The sequence below is a fragment of the Vibrio sp. KUL78 genome (assembly GCF_059725505.1).
Window position 1 is genome coordinate 2,302,713 of sequence record NZ_AP045837.1, and the last position, 21,042, is coordinate 2,323,754.

Genomic DNA, 21,042 nt, shown 5'->3' on the forward strand with positions numbered 1-21,042 from the left:
CTAGAAAGTACTAGGATAGTACTAGAGGTTTTGAGTTGAATCACGGTTTAGTGTATTGGATGTGTTTCTGCTCTTGTGAAGGCAAATACGCTATCGGCCGAGACATAGCGGCCCCTAACGCGCTCACTAGGGTAAACAATCAGCCGCACGAATTGTGCGTCGAACAATTGCTCTAGTACAGATAGATACAACGAAAAAGCCCCAGCATTTCTGCTGGGGCTTCGAATTTGGCGGTGAGTGAGAGATTCGAACTCTCGATACGTAAAGCTACGCTTTCACCATCACCTAACGGCGATGTGCCGTATATAGGTCAATAACTTATCTTCAGTAAGATAGCAAACCCACTGTTGATTGTGTGCGTTTGTGTGGGCTGATTTTACACGATTTTACTTTTTCGATACAGCATATCTCTGCATCCTAATGTAATATTCATTACTTAACTTTTAATACACAAGGCAGTGGAAAGTTAATAGATGCGCGCTGAAGAGGTTTAGAGCGTCCATTGCTTCCTTAATCGAATACTAAGGAGGCCTAAAATGGTCAATCAGTTTTCTATAACGAAAACCATCATTGAATCGAATCTAAAGCAAGCGCACGGAATCACAGCCACTGAAAAGTGCGTTTTGATTACACTTTCTAGTTACTTCGGTAATCAAGAAAACCCTTCCGTGTTCACATGCTACCCAAGCCAAAATCGTATCGCTAGAGAAGTAGGTTGTACTCGTCCAACCGTGAACAGCGCACTTCAAAAGTTTGAGCGATTAGGGTTCTTGAGGGCGAACTACCGCAGCACACCTGAAGGTGGCAACACTTCAAAACTCTATACATGGCTTGGTATTCCAACAACAGAAGAACTGGAAAGCGAAAGCTCTGACGAGCCAAGCGAGTCTGACGTTGTGGAAACTAGAACGGAAGTAGAAGAAGCACTTACTGAAACGCCAGTAGTCGTGGAGTCTACACCTTCCCTTCAACCTGAAAGTAGACATGAATCAGTGCCTACTTCAGGCTGGTGGGCCGATTTAGAAGAAGCAATCGCTGAAGATGAATCACCGTTCTGAGATGGCCCCTTCGGGGGCTTTCTTCTCTCTTTGACAGAGTATGTAGCATCAGAATACTACCCCTATCCAATCTCGCTACAGGCCTTGTAGCATAAAGCTTCACCCCATGTTAATCGAGTAGACACAAACATACTAAGGAACAGACTAGTTAATCTACTATTTATCCTACCAATTAATAAGTACGCTGAAAGAAAAAGAGAGAAATCACAAATAGACTTCCCCCCTTTCAGTGTCAATACATGTGGCCGTTCGGTGCATACATTAAACCGCTGATTCAATACCATATGTATACCTATCGACTAAACCCTACCAACGGCATGACCTTTCAAATGACAACTCAGTAATTCTGCAAAATAAGTGTTGACTCTCAGTCCACCCTGCACTATTCTAAAAATGTGCAGACGAAACCGTCTGTAACGCTCTTTCAAAATACCTAAGTATTCGTGATTAGTTAATTGGCTTAACCGCCGTTCATTTGTTTACTCAAAATGGACTATGTTTTCAGCCCACATACGAATTTATCTTCTTATCGGGATATCTCGTATCGCATCGTTGAATAATGATGTTGGCGGCAGGAAATACCAGAGTATTTGCTCTGGAGGTGTTGGTTGGTTTGTTTACTGTGTTTCTATTCGGTCACGATGTGCAATTGCGGCAGGGTACATCCGTATCCGATTAGGCAACAATTCAACTAAAGGTATTATTTATGAAATTGAAAGAAACTCTCACGTCGCTAAAAGCGGCAAGAGAAAAATGCGTTAACACAGTAGACAAAGGCACACTGGACAAAATTGATGGAGCAATTCGTCAACTTGAGTCTTTAGAGAAAGTAGAATCAAAACCAAATAAGATGCAGTGGCTTGCAGGTGCAGTAAGGGTATTAACTCTTCTAAAACTACTGGTCGGTGACATTGATTTAGGATGATAGATGCTTTTCGAATGTGCAACCGACCAAATAAATCCTCCCTTCAACAAAGAGCGAACCAGTTATGTTACCTATCGGACAAACCATAAAAGAGCTGAGACTACTTAAGGGACTATCCTTAAGCCAAGTCGCACAGCTATCCGACATGGACAAATCGTACCTATCAAAGATAGAGAACGACAAAAGAGACCCTTCGATAACCTCCCTAGAAAAAATATGTGCCGCAATAGAGATTCCGCTTAGCATATTGATACTAATGTGCGATGAAAATGAAGATGGGCCATTCAGCGTACTAACCGATGAATTAAAAGAGTTGGCAAGAGAAATAATTAGTGCATAACCTTTCTCCAGTTTATAAGCAAAAACCTATCAGCAGCATAGATGCACTTTGCCGACTACTTCAAGTAGAGCAAAGAGACTTACTTTCATTGGCGGAAAAATCCAACTCTCATTATTTTAAAAAAACAGTGGAAAAGAGTGGCTCTAAACCAAGGGTTACTTACAAAGCATCCCCCCAAGCTTCGCCCTATATTAGACTCACTAAAAGATAGAGTGTTCTCTTGTGTGAGCTTCCCTGCTTACATTGCTGCTGGTCAGCTAGGTAAGAGTTACGTGGCTAATGCAGAGTCCCATATTGGTGCAAAAATGTTAATGTCCGAAGACATTAAAGACTTCTTTCCATCGATTACGCAGTCCCAAGTCGAAAACGTATACAAATATTTCTTCAAATTTGCCCCTGATGTATCCCTGTTACTTTCAGAGCTTTGCACAAAGGATGGTAAGCTAGTACAAGGTAGTCCACTAAGTGGTTATCTTGCTAACCTAGTTTTCTTTAGAGAAGAACACTCCATTGTTGCATCGTGTATCGAGCATGGGCTGCATTACACACGCTACTACGACGACATTCACATTAGTTCGTGCCAACCATTCTATGAAGAAGTGCACGACTTAAAGCAACAGTTATACGGAATGATGGGTCGTGTTGGAGTTAGCCCGCATCGCTCCCCTAAGAAATGCAATATCAAGCTATCTAACACTAGACTTGATGTTCACGACGTTACCATTAACTCTCATAAAACTTCCCCATCAAGAAAGAGAGTCTCTAAAGTCCGCAACTTATTGTTTAACTTCAATAATTGTGTATCTTCGGGCTGTAACATCGAAACCTTAGTAAAACAATATCGAAGCATCTTAGGGCATATAAACACGCTACAACAGCAAGGTTATGGCAAAAGTAAGACTCTCAAAAAAAGAACTCCGTGAGGCCGTTCATCACATTGATGAAAAAAGCGCTAAAAAATACGCTAGAGGCTATAGAAAAGTAAAAAACAGTAAAGAGTTCAAAGCATTTAGCCTTAAAGCTTCCATACTCAAACGCATCAACGGAAGAGTGGCGTCTGTTATTAATGCTGAACACGATGCTGCGAAGAAGAAGCTGGAAAGAAATAAGGCTAGTCGCAAGCCAACGAGCTAAAGAGCTCCTCTCGCACGAAACTATCGTCATGCTTTAATGCTAACATTTGCATGGCGTTGTGTTTATTTCTGTAACTAAAGCCTGATAAATACACCTTACCAGTGGTTAATTTACCTACGCTGTGCCCCAAAAGAGCACCAATCAATTCTTCTTTTACTCCTTGATTGAAGAGTTCTGTTACCACATAGTGACGCAGAGAATGGAACGTTACATTGTAGATATCTAATTGCTTCAGCAGTTGGGAAAAGAACTTACTAGGCTTGCCAACATAACCGTTGTATTTACTGTAAGGCAGCTCAAAAAGTCGCTCATCACCCCCTCGACCTTCCACCAGTTCAACGAACAACTTATTTAACTCGTTGGTTATTGGAATCTCACGTTCACTGGCTGAGTTCTTGAGTTTCTTATCAATATGAGAATCATTGATACTCAAACTTGGTTGCTTACCTAAGTCAATATCGCCAACTCTTAGTTGAGCTAACTCATTGAGCCTACAACCTGTTAGAGCTGCAATACGAGGTAGATAGTACTTCCATCTATCCACTTCATTCTTGTATCTCTCTGTGGCTTGTAGGAGCATTTTAAGCTCGCTTTCAGCAATAGCTCTAGTTGGTCGAACTGGCTTCTTCTCTACACTGATTTTGAACCATTCAGTTTCAACCTTATGCCCTAGGCGATTGAAACAGCTAGAGAGTAAACGGAGTTTTTTCTTCATAGTAGTGGCGCTACAGGTCTGTGTTTGCTTCCACTTTTCAATGTGAGCACTCCTCACGCTATCTAGTGTCGTTGAAGGAGCAAGACAATTAACAAAACCATTCCAACAGTTGCGGTATTCTGTCTGACTTTTTGCACTCAAGTCTTGAAGAAAGTCCACGATATCAATGGAAGATAACAACAAGCTTTGTTTCTTCTGCCTTCCTGAAAAGTCACTGTAAATAGATTTGATTTCATCAACGGTAGGGTTTGAAAGCTGAAGGATTCGACTTGCTAGGTCGGAGGCAAAGCGAACAGCCGTCATGTAATCTCTGGTTTTTAAACTCAAGCTTGGCTGGTGGTGCTTCCCATTGACCCTAACATTCCATCGAAAGGCATAAACACCTGTTCGACTAGTAAAAAGGTAAAGCGTTTTGCGTGATGTTAGGCGTTGATTAGATAACATTGTGTGAGCTCCAGTGTGGGCTCTTGCTATCTTTAAAACCTTCAGATATGAAAAAAGGCCTGATAAATCAGACCTTTTAGAATGTGGCGGTGAGTGAGAGATTCGAACTCTCGATACGTTGCCGTATACACACTTTCCAGGCGTGCTCCTTCAGCCACTCGGACAACTCACCGTATTTTAATTTTGTTAGCGCTGTTGGCTAACGGGGTGGTAATTTAATGATTCCGCCCCGCTTGGTCAACCCTAAAAGGGAAAAAAGGTGCGCTTTTTTAATTGTTTGCTTACTTTGTGATTAATTCGATCAAATGATCGGCAAATCATGCGCTTTGGTAGTAACCAGGTACGCGGAACCAGCGGCGGCATAGGTCTAGGAAGTAGCCATATAGTACGCCCATACCACAAGACACGACTGCGTTACTCGATACTGCGGTAATGATTTGGTCTGTTGATGCGCCAACCGTAAACAAGATTGCTGCGTAGACTGGTGACTGGAATGCTACGTAAGCCACTAGATCAGCGAACGCTTTCATAGGACCAGACGTTGACACTTTCGCACCTTGGCGAAGCGCCCAGTCGCGGAATACTCCGTATGGCCATGCGATGGCGATGTTCACAGGGATAGACAACAAACGCGATGCCAATGACTGTTCGAAGGTCATGCCTGAAACAAGCACTTCAATCAACATACCAGACACAAAACAGAACACGACCATTGCAAAGGTATCAGCAGCCGCGTTACGAATACAGAAAGGAGCTTTCGGTTTCACTTACAATCTCACAGGACAATAAACTAACATTAAATCGAATATCGACTCATATGACTGGATATCTTTCACCATCCAGATTAGGGCGCTATTAGACCACCTTATCAGCAGTTTTACATTCCGTATTTTGAACCAAGAAGTAAATTAATCACCAGTTTTGGGATTCAAAGTAGTGAAACTCGCTATTTGTTGTAGTTTTATTACAAACATAACCCTAAAGCCCTAAAAGTCAGCGGGTTATCGGTTCAAAGTTGTAGGTTTGCTACACATAAATTGAAGTTGTCAGAAGAGAAGCTGGGTGAGAATAGAAGTTAGGATGCTCATTAGCGCATAGTGCTCGCTTTGTAGCACTATGCTTCGGTGTAAGGGCTTTGATTTAGAGGCGCTGATGTAAGGTTAAAGCGTTAGCTGCCAATAGAAGTCACGTTACTGCGTTTACCATCGGTAAACTGGAACAGTTTATTGGCAAACTGATAAAGAGCATCATCTAAGATGCGTTCGTCGATAGGTTTACCAACGATGAAATCGGCACCCGCGCCCATCATACGTTCGCGAGTCTCTTTAAAGACATCTGCGGTACAGCCAAAGATGAGGGTGTCTTTTTCTCTGCCAGGCATGTTACGAATACCGGCGATCGCCTCTACCCCATCCATAACTGGCATATGGTTATCCATGAGGATGAGATCATAGCTTTGCGTGGCCACTGCTGTGAGCGCCTCTTCACCATTGACGACCGAGTATGTGATAAAGCCTTTGCGCTTCATAAAGGTGTCGATGATGATGGTGTTGGTACGGTTATCTTCAACGATAAGTGCTTTTAGACCTCGATAATCAAGCTTGCGCTCAATATGGACATCGAGCTGTTTTGGCTCGCAGCTTTCGAGCTTCACGGTGACTTCAAACTCAGAGCCGATGCCTTCTTGACTGTTGAGTTTGATATCTCCGCCCATTACTGACGCGATCTCTTTAACGATAGCAAGACCTAATCCAGTTCCCCCAAATCGACGTGTCGTGCTCGACTCGGCTTGCTCGAATGGCTTGAAGATACGTGCTTGCGCTTCTGGTGAGATGCCGATTCCCGTGTCTCTCACGCGGATGGTCAGTGTATTAGTACTATGTCTAACTTCTTCAGACAAGAACACCTCAATAGTGCCTTGCGAGGTAAACTTCACAGCGTTATTAAGAAGGTTAAAGAGAATCTGACGCAGACGCGCCTTGTCGCCCATATACCAACGCTCATCGTCCACCTCTGAGTAGACGCTAAACTTAAGACCCTTCTCGTTACATAGGGTGTGATACACACTGTGCATACTGCCTATAATGGAGTTTAGCGGGAATGGGTGGCTATCGAGCTCAATATGCCCTTGCTCAATCTTCGAGTAGTCGAGGATTTCATTGAGCAGCGACATCATGTGATCGCCTGAATCGTAAAGGGTTTTTAGATGCTTTCTCTGTTCAACAGACAAATCGGTTTTTAATAGGATCTGCGCGGTGCCCAGTACCCCATTCATTGGCGTTCGGATCTCGTGAGAAAGCGTCGCTAAGAAAGCGGTTTTGGCTTTGGTTGACGCTTGCGCCTTCATCCGTTCTTGGTCGAGGTAGACGGTTTTCTGGTTGAAACTGTCTATGAGGTAGCGAATCTCATCAGGGCTTTTGTAATTAATATCGATACTGCCACTGTGACGCGAGTCATCCACTTCTTTGGCAATGACGGCGATAGGCTTAATAAGGTATTGGTTGATGAGGTAATAGCCAAACATCAAACACAGTATCATCACCGGGACGATGGCGTATTCAACGCCCATTACGATATCAAACACCTCATCTGCCACCAGCCTTCTGGCGTTGACAACTTCTAGACTCCAGTTGAAGTCACCGAAGTTTAGCTGACTGATATAGATGTCACGTTCGACGCGAAAGTTGTGCTCGGTAATGACTTGGTTGTTGGCATCACGAACAATCACACCAAGGTCATGCTCGCGAGCTTTGCTTTTTACGAAGCTAATCAGGTTCTCTAGGGACAAGTCGACAGTGGCAACACCAGCAAATTTGCTATCGAGATAATAAGGCGCCGAGGCTGTGATCATCTGAACGTGAGTATAAGGATCCACATAAACTTCTGACCAAGTGATGGTGTTGGTAGGCTTATCTTTTACCGAGGTATACCAAGGTTCAACGTGATAACCCGCAGCTTCTGGATTGTTCCAGAGATCGATCTTATCGACCTCTCCATCCGCGGTTCGGTTATAGAACAGGCTCGAGAGCTTCTCGTTGGGATCGATGGAGTACGGCTCTGGCCAAATGCCTCCACTAACGGCAATGCCATCGTTGAGCTTAAATACCTGACGAAGTGCTTGGTCGAGGGCGTTGCGATCTTCGATAGACTCGCCCATAGCGACGATACTTTTTAGAACGCCTAAAGAGCTATGCAAGGGAGAAGAGATTTCAGCGGCGAGGAACTCACTTCGGATATCGAGATTTTGCTCCAGCTTGGCGCGGACAGGCGACTCCACAACCCAATAGGTAATGCTACCAAAGATGGCAATAAACAAGGCCAAGTAAACTGCCAGAGCGATGATGCTTTTCTTTTTCAGCGACTCTTTAATAACCATAGCGTGCGAAGTGTGTCCTTTTCTTCGTGTGGAACAAGACCATGCTAGGTAATTATGGTCTAGCTTGTTACTATACCCAAGTAATTCTCAATTCAGCCCTAACGGTAAAGCATTTTGGAACTAAAAGACATACTTTCCCTTCCTGAGCTAGAAGGAAAACTGCTAAATAACGCGCAGACTCAAGGCTTTGTGGCTTCTATGGCATCTGCCCCTCACACTTTGCCACCTGAAGAATGGCTACCGTTTTTATGGGGCGGAGAAGAAGTTGCGCCGTTTACTTCGGGCGAGCAATTGGAGAGCTATGCTCAAGCGGTCATTACCCTCTGGAATGAATACCGCCCTGCTCTTCTTGATGGCGAATGGCAATGGCCTGAAGGCTGTGGTTTGGATGAAGAAGAGATCGTGACTCAAGAGACTAAAGATTTCTGTGAAGGTGTGCTTCAAGGTTGGCAGCTTGCTCGCGATGACTGGGAAACTCTAATGCCAGAGAACAGCGAAGATAACGCGCTGCTTGGCGGTGTGCTTCTTTCTCTGAGCATGTTGTTCGATCCAGAGACATCTATCGCGACACTACAAGCGCAAGGTATCGAAGGTCTAGAGCAGTTTAATGAGATTTTCGCCGCTGTTCCTATGATGCTTTGCGGTATCACTCAAAAAGGCGCGGTATTGGCAGAGCAGCAATAAGCTCATCGCTAGATAACGACCTAAATAGTAAGGGCCCCTACCATGATTGGCAGGGGCCTTTTTTCGCCAACGTTGTTGTTTTTCTTTTAGAAGCGCTAAATCATTCGCTAGAATCAATAAAGTTAGAAGCCATAAAGTTAGAAACGATAACCCATGGACACAATCAGCTGATTCCAGTTTAGGAAGCTATATTCCGCCATGAGGTTCCATTCTTTTTCGTAACCAAAGTCATACACTGCAGCAAGCGACATGTTGGAGGTGTGCTTACTTTTCAAATCCACATCAAACTGTAACTCATTTGCGAGCACACCGAGGTCTGACAAGCTACCCGTAATGTTCTGTTCAATACTCTGATACTGATAACCCACCAACAACGCAAGCTTGCCGTATGGCACGTCATAACGTTGACCCACGCGTACCGCGGCTATCTTAGTTAGGATGGTGCTATCGGTTGTCGTTGTCCACGAGTTAGTTACGGCACCTGCAACGGTCAAGATGATTGGGTTAATCCCCTTTGCCACATCAAACTGAGTCGCCAATACTGAGCCCAAACCTAAGTTGTACGCTTCATACTCTAAGTTAAGCGGCAACGTCGCTGGGATAGGAAACGCAGTGTCACCCATTTTCGCGTTCGACAGATCCGCCAAAATCTCTTTACTGCCCTTAGTATAGCCAGCCAATCCATAAACGTTTAAGAAAGGGAACACCCATGCATCTAGGCGCAATTGGATACTTTTATCTTGACCAGTAATACGAACATCCTCTGCCGGAATACTGTATTGCTGACTGCAATCCATACCCGGAGTACGCTTGCACTGGCTTAACGGGCTATGCCCGAGTCCACCTAGCACACCACCAACGGCGTTCACATGAAAATCGTCGGTCGCGACGTATTCCACATCTTGGGTATTCATGTAGATCCCAAAACCCACCGGAATAGGCAGCTCATAGCCCATCTCTCTAACTTGCTCACCCCAGATTGGCAAGCCACTCCAGTGCGCTTGATTCTTTTCGCGCTCTACCTGCTGGATTAATTCACTGTCCGTGCCGTAATCAGTTCCTGCCGCACAAACCGAACTCCATACCATTTGAAGCGGTAGTAATACCCAAAGACTAATAACCTTTCTCAAACCTAGTTACCTATTTGTTTGTGATGTGTGGTGGATGTGTGTAAGTGGTCTCCTTAACGAGACCACTTAACATAATTGGAGCGTTTACAAGGATTAAAACGCTTCAGTGAAGTTGAAGTAGAACGCTGCCCCGTGCCTTCCCATACCTAGGTCAAGACGGATGTTCATTCTTGGTTGCAGCTCATAGCGGTAGCCAACACCATAAGAAAGAATCGCATGACCCGAGAGATCTTCAACTGAGTCACCAATCGAGCCAACGCCTGCCCAAGCCGTCATACCATGGTTGGATAGAACGCCTGAGTCTCGACGGAAAGTATGTCGGTACTCAGCGGTGACCTCAGCAGCAACCTTGTCACGATACTGACCTTGGTAGTAACCACGCATTGAGTTAGCGCCGCCTATCTCTGGCATGTCGTAATAAGGAATATCACCAAACGCTTGTTGGTAGTGCGCTAACACTGCGAGCACTCGACCTTCCACAAAGCTGTGGAATTTACGGTACTCTACATCCAATTTCTGATATTCAGCCTGACTACCTAGCGCTTCACTAAATGCCAGTACTTCTGTGCGAAATAGTGAGCCATTCCAAGCATTGACGGCAACATCGCGGCTATCGTATTGAATGCTACCACCAATACCCCACGTAAATGGTTTGTCTTTGAACTTATTGAAGTTCTCGTCTAATAACGCGGAGTCTGGCTCGCTCGTTGGGTTAAAGTAATTCACCTTAAGCGCAGGTCCTGCAAACCAGTTACCTGCAATTCGATAGATCAAGTTACCTTGGTAGTTGTTTACTGTTGCTTCGTATTGGGTGACATCGCCAAACTCAAAATCTTGAGCAGCGTCGTAGCCGATACCCCAATAATGTTTGCCTTGTGTACCAGCATTCCAGTTACCCTTGAACTGGATATCGTTGTTGTTCCAGTACAAGTCGTGGTTTGCACGCACGCCATAACCCACTTCGGAATCCACGTAGTTACCAATGACAAACGCAGATACACTAGAGCGCTGCAACTCGGACTGTGAGCGATCGGTTTTAAACGAATACAAACCACCAACCGCTACCAGCAAGCCTTGCTCTGGTGTATATGCAGGTCCGCCCAAGAAGCTGAACATCGGTAGTCCATTGATCTCTTGGTAGTACTTTTTCGCATAGCGAAGATCGTCAATCGCTTTTTGATCGCGGGTTTCTTGATCTTTGAGCGTATCAATGGCGACCTCGTATTCTTCGAGTCGGGCATTGGCTTGCTCTAGATCGCTCTCATACTGCATCGCTTCCTTAGTGATAGGAAGAGAGGCGTGTGAGGTTGACACTGATGTATTGGCAGCAAACACCGCTGAACTTGAGAAGATCGCAGTGACAACGGAAACCGACAACAGACTAACGCGCATGGCATGATTACCTTAAAAAATGAATGAACGTTCATTCACAATTGCTATAAAACGCGCGCATAATATACAGGATGAGCATCCGTATCAATAAATATTTTTAAGTGTAACGATAATCTTCATTGATGAGGCGAATGATGCTCCAGTACAAAAAGCTCGAGCTGCCCACTTTATGCCTCTTCCCAACGAAACGTATCAATGCGCTCGTCTGCGATATAGAAAAGCTTAGCACCTGGTTTAAGCTCTAAATCAAGTTCTGGGTTGAGTACAATGCCTTCTCCCACATCGACGGCAATCAAAGTGGCTTGGTAATAAGCCTTCATCCACTGGAACAGAGCATTCACTGTTGTGGTTTTAGAACTGGTTGGATAGATAACGGAATACTGAGTCATTCCACGTGTGGAACTGAGTAGCTCTTGATGCAGCGCACTAGAGCCGGGATCAACCGCAGCTTTTGCGAGCATCTCGGCACCCACTGCTGGAATACATTCAGAGTTCGGACAGTGCTGATGCAGTAAATCGCTAAGCGCTTCGTCTTTAAAGTAAACCAGTAAATGGGCGTCTGGGTTACGATTCGCGCAGTAGAGCGCTGCTGACAAGGTAATATCGTCTTCGGGGTTATCGATAAGAATGCAGCTCGCGGACTCGATATTGGTCTTCTCCATCTCGCGACCGTCTGTGTAGCTATTTACCTTCACGAACGATATCTCTCCGGGCAGCGGGTTCTCAATGTCAGAGCGGCTGCAAAGAACGATGGGACGTCTGCCAGTCTCTTCGTGTTGAAGCATACGGATAAGGTGAATGGTTCGTTGTCCATTCCAACCCAACATCAAAATATGGTTTTCCACTCTTACTTTCCTTTTTCCGAGTTGACCGGCGCGCCAAGAATCCAAACCTAGAGCCGCTACTCGCCCTAACAGCGCGGCGAACAGCATTAAACCACCAGGTATTACAAAGAGAATCGCGACCCATCGCCCTGCTTCTGTCGAGGGAGAGAGATCGCCGTAGCCAACCGTCGAGGCGGTAACCACGATGAAGTAGATGAACTGTGAGATAGGCAAAGTGAGGTTTGCTTCACCACTTAACCAGAGCAGAGCCCAAGAGATCACGGCATAGAGCAACAACGCTATCATCAGCGTTCGAAACTTGAGCTCAAACAAATGGCTGTGAAGCCACTTCCGAAGTTGAATCCAGATAACCACGACTGTCCTTGTGCCTGTTGTTTTCTGTATTAATCATATACGAAAAAACCAGCCCTAAGGCTGGTTTTGTGTGTTCTACGCTGGATTATTTATTAATCAATCAGCGATTTACGCGTTACCTTTTACTTTGATTTGCAGTTGCTCTGCAAAATCTAGCATGCGGTTTAGTGGAATCAGTGACTTCACGCGTAGTGCTTCATCAACGAAGATCTCATGCTTTTCGCCGCCATCTTTCAGCGCTTTCTCAATCGCTTTAAGACCGTTCATTGCCATCCAAGGACAATGAGCGCAGCTGCGGCACGTCGCACCGTTGCCTGCTGTTGGCGCTTCAATCAACTCTTTCTCAGGAACCAACTGCTGCATCTTAAAGAAGATACCTTTGTCGGTTGCTACGATAAGCTGTTTGTTCGGTAGCTCTTTTGCTGCCTTGATAAGCTGGCTGGTAGAGCCTACGGCGTCTGCCAGTTCTACCACGCTAGCTGGTGATTCTGGGTGCACCAAAATCGCTGCATCAGGGTAAACAGACTTCATGTCACGCAGTGCTTTCGAGGAGAACTCGTCGTGTACGATACACTCACCTTGCCATAGCAGCATGTCTGCGCCAGTTTGGTTAGCGATGTACGAACCTAGGTGACGGTCTGGACCCCAAATGATTGGCTTATCTTCCGCGTCTAGGTGCTCAACGATCTCAAGGGCAATACTTGACGTTACGACCCAATCTGCACGCGCTTTTACCGCAGCAGACGTATTAGCGTAAACCACGACAGTGTGGTCTGGGTGCGCGTCGCAAAACTCAGAGAACTTGTCTGCTGGACAACCAAGGTCAAGTGAACACTCAGCTTCTAACGTTGGCATTAGAATGCGCTTTTCAGGCGTTAGGATTTTTGCTGATTCGCCCATGAAGCGAACACCAGCAATGATAAGTGTAGATGCGTCGTGGCGATTACCAAACTTCGCCATTTCTAGCGAGTCACCCACAAATCCGCCCGTCTCTTCAGCAAGAGCTTGGATCTCTGGATCGGTGTAATAGTGCGCAATCAGAACCGCGTCTTTTTCTTCTAATAGCGATTTGATACTTGCAATGTATTGCTGCTTCTCGTCATTCGTTAACGGAACAGGCTTAGGGGGAAACGGATATACCGTATCAATTGAGTCTAAGATGTGGCTCATAGCGGTTGCTCTATGCTACTTCCAAATAGTCCGAGCATTGTACACTCATATGACAATGAGAACAAAGGCGCTGCCAACTTAATCGACCAAAGTTGAATAGAAAGTGGGCTAAAGGGGCGAAGGAGTTGATAGTTTGCCCCGGGAAGTGGGAGTTTGGGGTTTTATAGGGTTAGTGTTGGTGCGCGTGGGGGGTAGATTCCTGCCTGCGCAGGAATGACGATACTTTTGAGCTTGGTAGTACTAATAGGGTGATTAAAGCGATCGTTGAATCTATAAAGGATCGTCACCCCACTAGCCGTGCGCCTGCCCACGCAGGGGTCTTCTCAAAGCGCGTTGGGAACTTAAGGACTCACCTACCCCAACGCCACTTCTTTACAAATTAGACTGCGCAACCTTAGCAGAAGAGCTACCAGGATACTCGCTGATCACTTGCTCGTAATACTGCTTAGCAACATCCGCTTTATTGCCGCGTTTCGCCAAGTCACCCAGCTTAACTAGCGCATCTGCTCGCTTGTTTGAGTCTTTAAATTCTAGCACCGCTTTAAAGCTCTTCTCTGCTTCAGCGTCTTGACGCTTCGCAAAGTAAAGCTGACCTAACCAGTAATGGCTGTTCGGTGTGAAAGTAGACTCTGGGAAATCAACTTGGAACTGTTTAAAGGCTGCGATAGCGCCTTGGTAGTCACGCTTTTTAAGGATAAGGTCAACGGCGTTTTGATACGCAGTTTGCTCATCGACATTGGTGGTGAACTTACCGTCTGTTTTGCCGCCTTCTTTAGCGACAGGAACTGCAACAGCGGCAGCACCCGATTGAGAGCGAAGTTTATCAATCTCAATAAAGAGTTCGCGTTGACGCTGAAGCATTTGCTCCATGTCATAAGTATTGCGTTCTAGCTGACCACGTAATGTCGCGATTTCTTGCGTCATTTCGTCGAGTTGTTGCTGCATTTGCAGTTGTACTCGGTTGCGGTTTTGCAATAGGCGCTCTAGGCGCTGAACGTCGGTTTCGTTAGCAGCAGATGCCGCTGTAATGGAGGCAGCGGTTGCCGAAGAAGATGTTGCACTCAAGTCGGTAACCCGGAGCTTGTGCAGCAAGTGCAGCACTTGCCGTTCCGGCTAGTAACGTAAGCGTAACAACGCGCTTAATGTTACTTTTCATAAAGGTAGAGTCCTTAACTGCCGAGCCCTAAAACGACAATGTTGCAGCGCGAACGCTGCAACATTTCAATCTTGGGCAGATTGGATTAGTAAACTAGTACTGCGCGACGGTTTTTCGCGTACGCGTCTTCAGATTGACCTAGTACTAGTGGCTTCTCTTCACCGTAGCTTACGATAGAGATTTGGTCTGCTTGTACACCAAGAGCTTGGATGTACTTAGCAACAGCGTTAGCACGACGCTCGCCTAGTGCGATGTTGTACTCAGGCGTACCGCGCTCATCAGCGTGACCTTCGATAGTTACTTTTAGAGACACGTCTTTGCTTAGGTAAGCTGCGTGTGCTGCAAGCATGTCTTCGTAGTCGCCAGCGATAGTAGAGTTGTCAAATGCAAAGTAAATCGTTTGGTTTTCACGAAGTGCTTTTTCTTTTAGCTCTTGCTCAGATAGCTGTGCATTCTCATCAATTGGTGTAGCAACTGTTGTTTCTTGTTGCGCTTGGTTGTTAGTCTCTGCACCTGTAGATGACGCAGCGTCGTCGCTTGAGCTACATGCCGTCATTGCAAGAACTGGCAGTGCGATTAGCAACCCCTTAAAAACTTTGTTTAATTGCATTGTTATTTCCTTAACCTAAAAAATTTAATTGCTATAAAAACGGTGACCAAGCCGGTGCTCTAACGCGACCGTTTGTTGCCGGTAATCTAGCTTTAAATCGCCCATCGATGGATACCATAGAAAGGACGTTAGTTTTGTTATAAATGGAACTGTATATCACCATGCCACCATTCGGTGCGATGCTTGGTGATTCATCGAGCAGCGTTTTCGTGAGGATCTGTACCGAGCCAGTTTCTAGATCTTGCTTAGCAAGATTAAAACCCGAGTTAGAACGATTAACCATCACTAGGTAGCGACCATCAGGGGTGATCTGCCCACCGAGGTTTTGGCTACCTTGCCACGTGATTCGTTTAGTTTTACCGTCAGACAAATTTACTTCATAAATCTGAGGGTTACCACCCCTATCCGACGTAAAAATAAGGGAATTGCCGTCTGGTTTCCAGTACGGTTCCGTATTATTTGATCGACCACTTGTAATTTGACGCAGTTTTCTGGTTTCCAGATTTAGCGTATATACATGCAGTTGCCCAGTCTTCGACAAAGTGATTGCGAGAGACTTCCCATCAGGAGAGAATCTTGGCGCACCATTGTGACGAGGGAATGACGTTACCTTTTCACGTTTACCTGTGTAGATATTCATGATGAAGATTTCAGCCTGGCCATTTTGGAAGCTTACATAAGCGAGCTTCTTACCATCTGGTGACCATGCTGGTGACATAAGCGGCTGTTTTGAACGAAGTACTAGCTTTTCGTTGTAGCCGTCATAGTCAGCGATACGCATCTGATACGGGAACTCATCGTTGTCTTTTACAACGACATAAGCGATACGCGTCAAGAACGCGCCACGCTCGCCTGTTAGCTCTTCATAGACTAAGTCCGAGATACGGTGCGCGTATTCACGCATGCGTGGACCAGGGACGGTTGCTTTCTTCTTAAACAGAACATGGTCGTTCGATAGAACAAGTTGACCATCGTCGCTCAGTGCTTTTGATTTGCCGCCCGTCAACTGACCACGTACCACATCAACCAACTGGTAGCTGATTTCGTAGTTGCCTTCAGCGGTTTTTACGATGCTACCGGTGAGCAGTGAATCCACGCCTATTGATGTCCAAGCTTCGAAGTTAATCGCTGATGCATCATAAGGTGTTTGTGGCATTTTACTGGTCGCCACAGGGCTAAACTTACCGCTGCGCTGTAAGTCTGATGAGATCACTGCCGATACATCGTGTGGCAGTTTGCCCTCACCTTCCCATTTGAAAGGAACGATAGCGATTGGACGAGCCGAATCGATACCATCGGTAATCACAAGTTCTAATGCAGCGTTAGCCGTTTGAGCAAGCATACTCATCACCAACGCCATTCCTAGGAATATTCGCTTAATCACAGGTGTTTCCTTATAACTGTGGCTTATACGTCAAGTTAATGTTCTTTAGCTGAGCATTAACTTCAGGAAATTCTGAAAGAGGAAATGAACGAACCTGTGATATCGCACTCTTGGTAGCGTTACACAGTCTCGAATCACCCTCGATTACTTTCACTGCCCCTGCAATGGCGCCATCGCCAGCAGGGATCAGCTGTAGATTGACTCGGCACTCTTTACCGCGAAAGCTCGAATCAGTGAGGATGTGCTGCTGAATCAGCTGCTTATATATCTCACCCATTTTCGCAAGCTCAATATCTACCTGGCTCGAACGCGCCGCAGAGTTGTTCTGCGCTTCGCTTTCTAGTCCTGAAAAGATATCGTTAAGTGCCGCCTCTTGTTCTTTACGTTCACGCTCAATACGTTCAAGACGCTCTTGCTCTTGGCGTGCTTTCTCTGCCGCTTCTGCCGCTGCTTTCTCTTTGGCGATGCGCTCTTGTTCTGCACGCTCAGCTGCTTCTCTTTCGCGCTGCGCTTTTTCTTGTGCTTCTTTAATTGCTCGCTCTTTCTCTAAGCGCTCTTGCTCTGCTTTGGCGATAGCCGCTTCCTGAGCAACACGTTTTTGCTCAGCAATACGGATGGCTTCTTCTTTCGCTTTACGCTCTGCTTCTGCCTTCTCTGCACGCTCTTTTTCAACCTTGCGGCGCTGCTCCGCTTCACGTGCGGCTTGAGCATCTTTCGCTTGCTGCTCTTTCAGCTTGCGAATGCGCTCTTCTTCCGCCTTGCGGTTTTTCTCAAGCTGCTCGCTTTCACGACGAAGCTTGTCGAGGCGGTCTTGCTCTTTCTTCGCAGCGGTTTCACGCTGCTTACGAATTTCCGCTGCTTGCTGGCGCACCTTCGCTGGATCAATCACAACGGCTTGCACCATGCCAGTAGGCTCTGATTTCGTCATATTAAAATCAGTGCCCCACAGCAGAGCGACGATCAAGAGTGCGTGAGCAAACAAAGAGATCGCAATCGGCTTTCCGTAGCTGTTTCTGTTGTTCTTATTGCTTTTCATACGGCTGCGACGACTATTCCCTTATGTCCGTTAACAAGCCAACCTTTGGAATACCTGCGCGGCTTAATTCATCCAGCAGCAATACCACCTCAGCATAAGGGGTCGCTGCATCACCACCCACCGCGACCGGCGAGTCAGGATTAATAGAAAGCTCAGCACGGACTCGTACGATAATATCTTGCAGACTAAGACCGCGTTGAACGTCTTCGTTATTCACGCTTAGTCCTAAATTTCCATCACGGTCGACTTCAACGATGATGAAGCTTGCGTCTGTGTCGCCTGCTAGCTCAGAGGCTGGCTTGGCGGTAGACGTTTTTGGCAGCTCAACATCGACACCTTGAGTAATAAAAGGCGACGTCACCATGAAGATAATAAGCAGCACAAGCATAACGTCGATGTAAGGTACGACGTTGATCTCACAGGTGAGCTTGCGTTTTTTGGGTTGGTAGCCCGCCATTACTGCTCCCTACCTGCCATTGCTTGTCGGTGCAGGATGCTGTGGAACTCTTCTGAGAAGGTCGCGTAGTTGTGCTCAAGCTTACTGACTTTGTTGCTTAGGCGGTTGTAAGCCATTACTGCTGGAATTGCAGCGAATAGACCCATTGCCGTTGCGATCAGTGCTTCTGCGATGCCTGGTGCTACCATGGCAAGCGTTGCCTGTTTCACTTCGCCCAGAGCGATAAACGCATGCATGATACCCCACACGGTACCAAACAGACCGATGTATGGACTGATTGAGCCAACGGTTGCCAAAAATGGCAGGTTAGTTTCTAGCTCTTCTACTTCGCGAGAAACCGCAACGCGCATCGAGCGTCCTGTCCCTTCCATGATAAAGGCTGGAGAATCCGCGTTAGATTTTCGAAGGCGTAGGAACTCAGTAAAGCCGCTGTAAAAAATCTCTTCTGTGCCAGACAGATCGTCTTTGCGCTTTTTCACATCTTGGTAGATCTGCGCAAGGTCAGCACCAGACCAGAATTTGTCTTCAAAGGTTTCTGATTCTTTGGTTGCTTCTTTCAGGACTTTGCTGCGTTTAATGATCATCGCCCAGGATACGACTGACATCCCCATTAGAATCAGCATTACTAATTGAACCAGTAGACTCGCCTCTAATATGAGGTCTACAAACGAAATATCAGCCGTCACTGTCTTTTAACTCCACTACGATAGACGAAGGAATGGCCTTCGGCTTCATTTTAACATTATCGATACATGCCACTTTAACCAGTGCTTTCGCAATTGTCACACCCTCTTGGTCAACAATTTCTTGAGCAAAAGTAAGCGATGCTTTTTTAAATTCAGAAATATAGGTTTTTATCGTGAGATGATCATCAAGGCGAGCACCACGGACAAAATCAATATCCATATGGCGAACCACAAAGCCGGTATGCTCTTCGAGTAACACGCGCTGATTCACACCTTTGCTTCTAAGTAGCTCGGTACGGGCGCGTTCAAAGAAATTGAGATAGTTCGAATGGTAGACGACGCCACCTGCATCCGTGTCTTCGTAATAAACGGTCACAGGGAATTCGAAATACGATGATAACTGAGACAAACTGATAACTTCCTAATTAAATCTACGCCCTAATATAACGCAAGTGATTGTGATTGTTATAAGTGCTGACAAGAATTTTTGATTAAAGTGCCAAAATTTACACTTAACTGATGAAGATATTAGCGATTACGGGGATTTCATTGTTTCAAAAAGTAAAAAGCCCGAGCAATAGCTCGGGCTTTTCCTAGAAAACGTACATTAACGTTAAGTAACTCAACACAGTTAGCGATAAATATGGGCTGAACACCAACTGCCACAACCAAAACCTTGGTTTGAAGCCGATGCCATAAACCATACTCGAACAGAGCGATAGCACGAACACTAAGCCTAACCATGGGGCGAAGCCACCGATGGCTGCGTCATAGTCCTCAGGACTCCACATGAATAGACCCGCGTTGGCAAAGCCAAGCACCAGTGATAAGGCGCGTAAAAGCACCTTATCCATCGGCTTGTGAATCTGCTCTAACTGTTGGTTAAGCTTACTCACTGTCTTTGTCCATCATCTCACTGTGTTCAAGCCAAAGTGCATTGATGATGCCGAATGCACATGCCAGAAGAACACCTAAAATCCAAGCAAAATACCACATGTTAAATGCTCCTTAGTATAGTGAATTCTTGTTTTCTTCGATGAACTTGTCATCAAGACGACCAAACATTTTGTAGTAAGTCCACGCTGTGTAGCTAAGAATTACTGGAACCATAACAAACGCTACCGCTGTCATTAGGTTCAGAGTCAACTCACTTGAAGTCGCATCCCACATGGTCAAGCTGTGGTTTGGATTCATGCTGCTAGGCATTACGAATGGGAACATTGCAAAACCAGCAGTAAAGATGATGCCACCGTTTGCTAGAGAAGATGCAATGAACGACACTGCACATTTCTCAAGACGAGAAGCAAGAACCGCAAGAAGAGGCATTACCACGCCAAGTGCTGGAGCAATCCAAAGCAGTGGGTACTTCTCAAAGTTCGTCATCCAAGCACCCGCTTCACGAACCACTTCTTTAACTAGAGGGTTTGACGCTGCGTTGCCATCAATGCTGCTAACTACTAAGTAGCCATCGATGCCTTGGATCCAGAAACCCGCACCAACGAAAGCAACAACAGTTAGTAGACCCATTAACTGCGCTGTATTACGAGCACGCGTATGGATATCGCCTGTGGTCTTCATTTGTAGCCATGTGGAACCTTGAAGCAGGATCATGAACAAGCTCACTAGACCACACAATAGTGCGAACGGGTTAAGCAGACCGAAGAATGAACCGTGGTAAGTCGGCATCATAAAGTCGCTTAGCTGGAATGGAACACCTTGTAGCAGGTTACCAAACGCCACACCGAAGATAAGCGGTGGAACGAAACCACTGATTGAGATACCGATATCCCAAGCGTTACGCCACTTTTTATCTTCTAGCTTAGAGCGGTAATCTAGACCGATTGGACGTAGCCAAAGCGCTGCTAGAGTCAGGATCATGGCTAGGTAGAATCCAGAGAACGACGTTGCGTAAACCAGTGGCCAAGCAGCAAATAGCGCACCACCAGCCGTGATTAGCCAAACTTGGTTTCCGTCCCAGTGTGGTGCGATAGAGTTAATCATCACACGACGTTGAGTATCCGTTTTACCTAGGATAGGTACTAGCGCACCTACCCCCATGTCAAAACCATCGGTGATAGCAAAACCAGCAAACAATACGCCGATCAGTACCCACCAGATGAATCGTAAGACTTCGTAATCAAACATT

The 21,042-nt window shown here is 45.9% G+C and carries 22 protein-coding genes, 1 tRNA gene and 1 pseudogene; 6 read left to right on the plus strand and 18 right to left on the minus strand.

All coding sequences use genetic code 11. From position 1 onward, the window contains the following. The first annotated feature begins 536 nt into the window (after positions 1–536). From AC6I8Y_RS10690 to AC6I8Y_RS10710, 5 genes are all read left to right on the plus strand, one after another. A complete protein-coding gene (locus tag AC6I8Y_RS10690) occupies positions 537–1,058 on the plus strand; it encodes a helix-turn-helix domain-containing protein (RefSeq protein WP_062853094.1) in 522 nt (173 codons plus the stop codon). A gap of 706 nt (positions 1,059–1,764) precedes the next feature. Then, positions 1,765–1,983, plus strand: coding sequence for a hypothetical protein (locus AC6I8Y_RS10695; RefSeq protein WP_025637825.1), 219 nt, complete (start codon positions 1,765–1,767; stop codon positions 1,981–1,983). 64 nt (positions 1,984–2,047) lie between these two features. Further along, complete coding sequence (locus AC6I8Y_RS10700) at positions 2,048–2,323, plus strand: helix-turn-helix domain-containing protein (RefSeq protein ID WP_025637826.1); 276 nt, start codon at positions 2,048–2,050, stop codon at positions 2,321–2,323. A gap of 137 nt (positions 2,324–2,460) precedes the next feature. Beyond that, positions 2,461–3,246, plus strand: a complete 786-nt coding sequence (locus AC6I8Y_RS10705) for a reverse transcriptase family protein (protein WP_498020166.1) — start codon at positions 2,461–2,463, stop codon at positions 3,244–3,246. Beyond that, positions 3,209–3,457: a hypothetical protein gene (locus AC6I8Y_RS10710; RefSeq protein WP_498020167.1), complete on the plus strand. Its 249-nt coding sequence runs from the start codon at positions 3,209–3,211 to the stop codon at positions 3,455–3,457. The genes AC6I8Y_RS10705 and AC6I8Y_RS10710 overlap by 38 nt, the downstream gene beginning before the upstream one ends. Here the strand turns inward: AC6I8Y_RS10710 and AC6I8Y_RS10715 are convergent. The 4 genes from AC6I8Y_RS10715 to AC6I8Y_RS10730 form a co-directional block, all read right to left on the minus strand. Beyond that, positions 3,435–4,616: a tyrosine-type recombinase/integrase gene (locus tag AC6I8Y_RS10715; protein WP_140204051.1), complete on the minus strand. Its 1,182-nt coding sequence runs from the start codon at positions 4,614–4,616 to the stop codon at positions 3,435–3,437. The genes AC6I8Y_RS10710 and AC6I8Y_RS10715 overlap by 23 nt on opposite strands. Before the next feature lie 84 nt (positions 4,617–4,700). After that, positions 4,701–4,788: transfer RNA gene (locus AC6I8Y_RS10720), tRNA-Ser, on the minus strand. A 145-nt stretch (positions 4,789–4,933) separates the two neighbouring features. Further along, positions 4,934–5,383 (minus strand): L-alanine exporter AlaE, encoded by a 450-nt coding sequence (locus AC6I8Y_RS10725; protein WP_128650480.1) that lies wholly within the window; start codon positions 5,381–5,383, stop codon positions 4,934–4,936. Positions 5,384–5,784: 401 nt separating this feature from the next. Then, positions 5,785–7,992, minus strand: coding sequence for a hybrid sensor histidine kinase/response regulator (locus tag AC6I8Y_RS10730; RefSeq protein ID WP_498020168.1), 2,208 nt, complete (start codon positions 7,990–7,992; stop codon positions 5,785–5,787). Between the two features lie 114 nt (positions 7,993–8,106). On the opposite strand from AC6I8Y_RS10730, the gene AC6I8Y_RS10735 reads away from it, so the two are divergent. Next, on the plus strand, positions 8,107–8,676 hold the full coding sequence (locus AC6I8Y_RS10735; protein ID WP_498020169.1) for a UPF0149 family protein: 570 nt from the start codon (positions 8,107–8,109) through the stop codon (positions 8,674–8,676). Positions 8,677–8,813: 137 nt separating this feature from the next. On the opposite strand, the gene AC6I8Y_RS10740 is transcribed toward AC6I8Y_RS10735, so the two are convergent. The 14 genes and pseudogenes from AC6I8Y_RS10740 to cydB form a co-directional block, all read right to left on the minus strand. Further along, on the minus strand, positions 8,814–9,806 hold the full coding sequence (locus tag AC6I8Y_RS10740) for a hypothetical protein (RefSeq protein ID WP_498020170.1): 993 nt from the start codon (positions 9,804–9,806) through the stop codon (positions 8,814–8,816). A 93-nt stretch (positions 9,807–9,899) separates the two neighbouring features. Beyond that, on the minus strand, positions 9,900–11,198 hold the full coding sequence (locus AC6I8Y_RS10745) for a BamA/TamA family outer membrane protein (protein ID WP_498020171.1): 1,299 nt from the start codon (positions 11,196–11,198) through the stop codon (positions 9,900–9,902). A 167-nt stretch (positions 11,199–11,365) separates the two neighbouring features. Further along, positions 11,366–12,355 (minus strand): potassium channel family protein, encoded by a 990-nt coding sequence (locus AC6I8Y_RS10750; RefSeq protein ID WP_498021497.1) that lies wholly within the window; start codon positions 12,353–12,355, stop codon positions 11,366–11,368. A gap of 150 nt (positions 12,356–12,505) precedes the next feature. Further along, a complete protein-coding gene (gene nadA, locus AC6I8Y_RS10755) occupies positions 12,506–13,567 on the minus strand; it encodes a quinolinate synthase NadA (protein ID WP_394151556.1) in 1,062 nt (353 codons plus the stop codon). A 372-nt stretch (positions 13,568–13,939) separates the two neighbouring features. Next, positions 13,940–14,723: pseudogene (gene ybgF, locus AC6I8Y_RS10760) on the minus strand (tol-pal system protein YbgF). An 85-nt stretch (positions 14,724–14,808) separates the two neighbouring features. Continuing rightward, the gene (pal, locus tag AC6I8Y_RS10765; protein ID WP_042472015.1) at positions 14,809–15,333 is read right to left on the minus strand and encodes a peptidoglycan-associated lipoprotein Pal; all 525 of its coding nucleotides are present in this window, start codon (positions 15,331–15,333) and stop codon (positions 14,809–14,811) included. Positions 15,334–15,364: 31 nt separating this feature from the next. Beyond that, entirely contained in the window at positions 15,365–16,693 is a 1,329-nt protein-coding gene (tolB, locus tag AC6I8Y_RS10770; protein WP_394151779.1) for a Tol-Pal system beta propeller repeat protein TolB, read from the minus strand. A 34-nt stretch (positions 16,694–16,727) separates the two neighbouring features. Further along, entirely contained in the window at positions 16,728–17,753 is a 1,026-nt protein-coding gene (gene tolA, locus AC6I8Y_RS10775) for a cell envelope integrity protein TolA (protein ID WP_252011745.1), read from the minus strand. Between the two features lie 13 nt (positions 17,754–17,766). Beyond that, a complete protein-coding gene (locus tag AC6I8Y_RS10780) occupies positions 17,767–18,210 on the minus strand; it encodes an ExbD/TolR family protein (protein ID WP_042472013.1) in 444 nt (147 codons plus the stop codon). Next, positions 18,210–18,896: a protein TolQ gene (tolQ, locus tag AC6I8Y_RS10785; protein ID WP_252011743.1), complete on the minus strand. Its 687-nt coding sequence runs from the start codon at positions 18,894–18,896 to the stop codon at positions 18,210–18,212. The genes AC6I8Y_RS10780 and tolQ overlap by 1 nt, the downstream gene beginning before the upstream one ends. Continuing rightward, on the minus strand, positions 18,886–19,305 hold the full coding sequence (ybgC, locus tag AC6I8Y_RS10790) for a tol-pal system-associated acyl-CoA thioesterase (protein ID WP_394151557.1): 420 nt from the start codon (positions 19,303–19,305) through the stop codon (positions 18,886–18,888). Before ybgC ends, tolQ begins: the two co-directional genes overlap by 11 nt. A gap of 184 nt (positions 19,306–19,489) precedes the next feature. Then, on the minus strand, positions 19,490–19,792 hold the full coding sequence (ybgE, locus tag AC6I8Y_RS10795; protein WP_498020172.1) for a cyd operon protein YbgE: 303 nt from the start codon (positions 19,790–19,792) through the stop codon (positions 19,490–19,492). Continuing rightward, on the minus strand, positions 19,785–19,892 hold the full coding sequence (gene cydX, locus AC6I8Y_RS10800) for a cytochrome bd-I oxidase subunit CydX (RefSeq protein WP_000270284.1): 108 nt from the start codon (positions 19,890–19,892) through the stop codon (positions 19,785–19,787). Before cydX ends, ybgE begins: the two co-directional genes overlap by 8 nt. 12 nt (positions 19,893–19,904) lie before the next feature. After that, positions 19,905–21,041 carry a cytochrome d ubiquinol oxidase subunit II gene (gene cydB / locus AC6I8Y_RS10805; protein ID WP_446567579.1) on the minus strand — a complete coding sequence of 379 codons (1,137 nt, stop codon included), beginning with the start codon at positions 21,039–21,041 and terminating at the stop codon, positions 19,905–19,907. Between the last annotated feature and the right edge of the window lies 1 nt (position 21,042).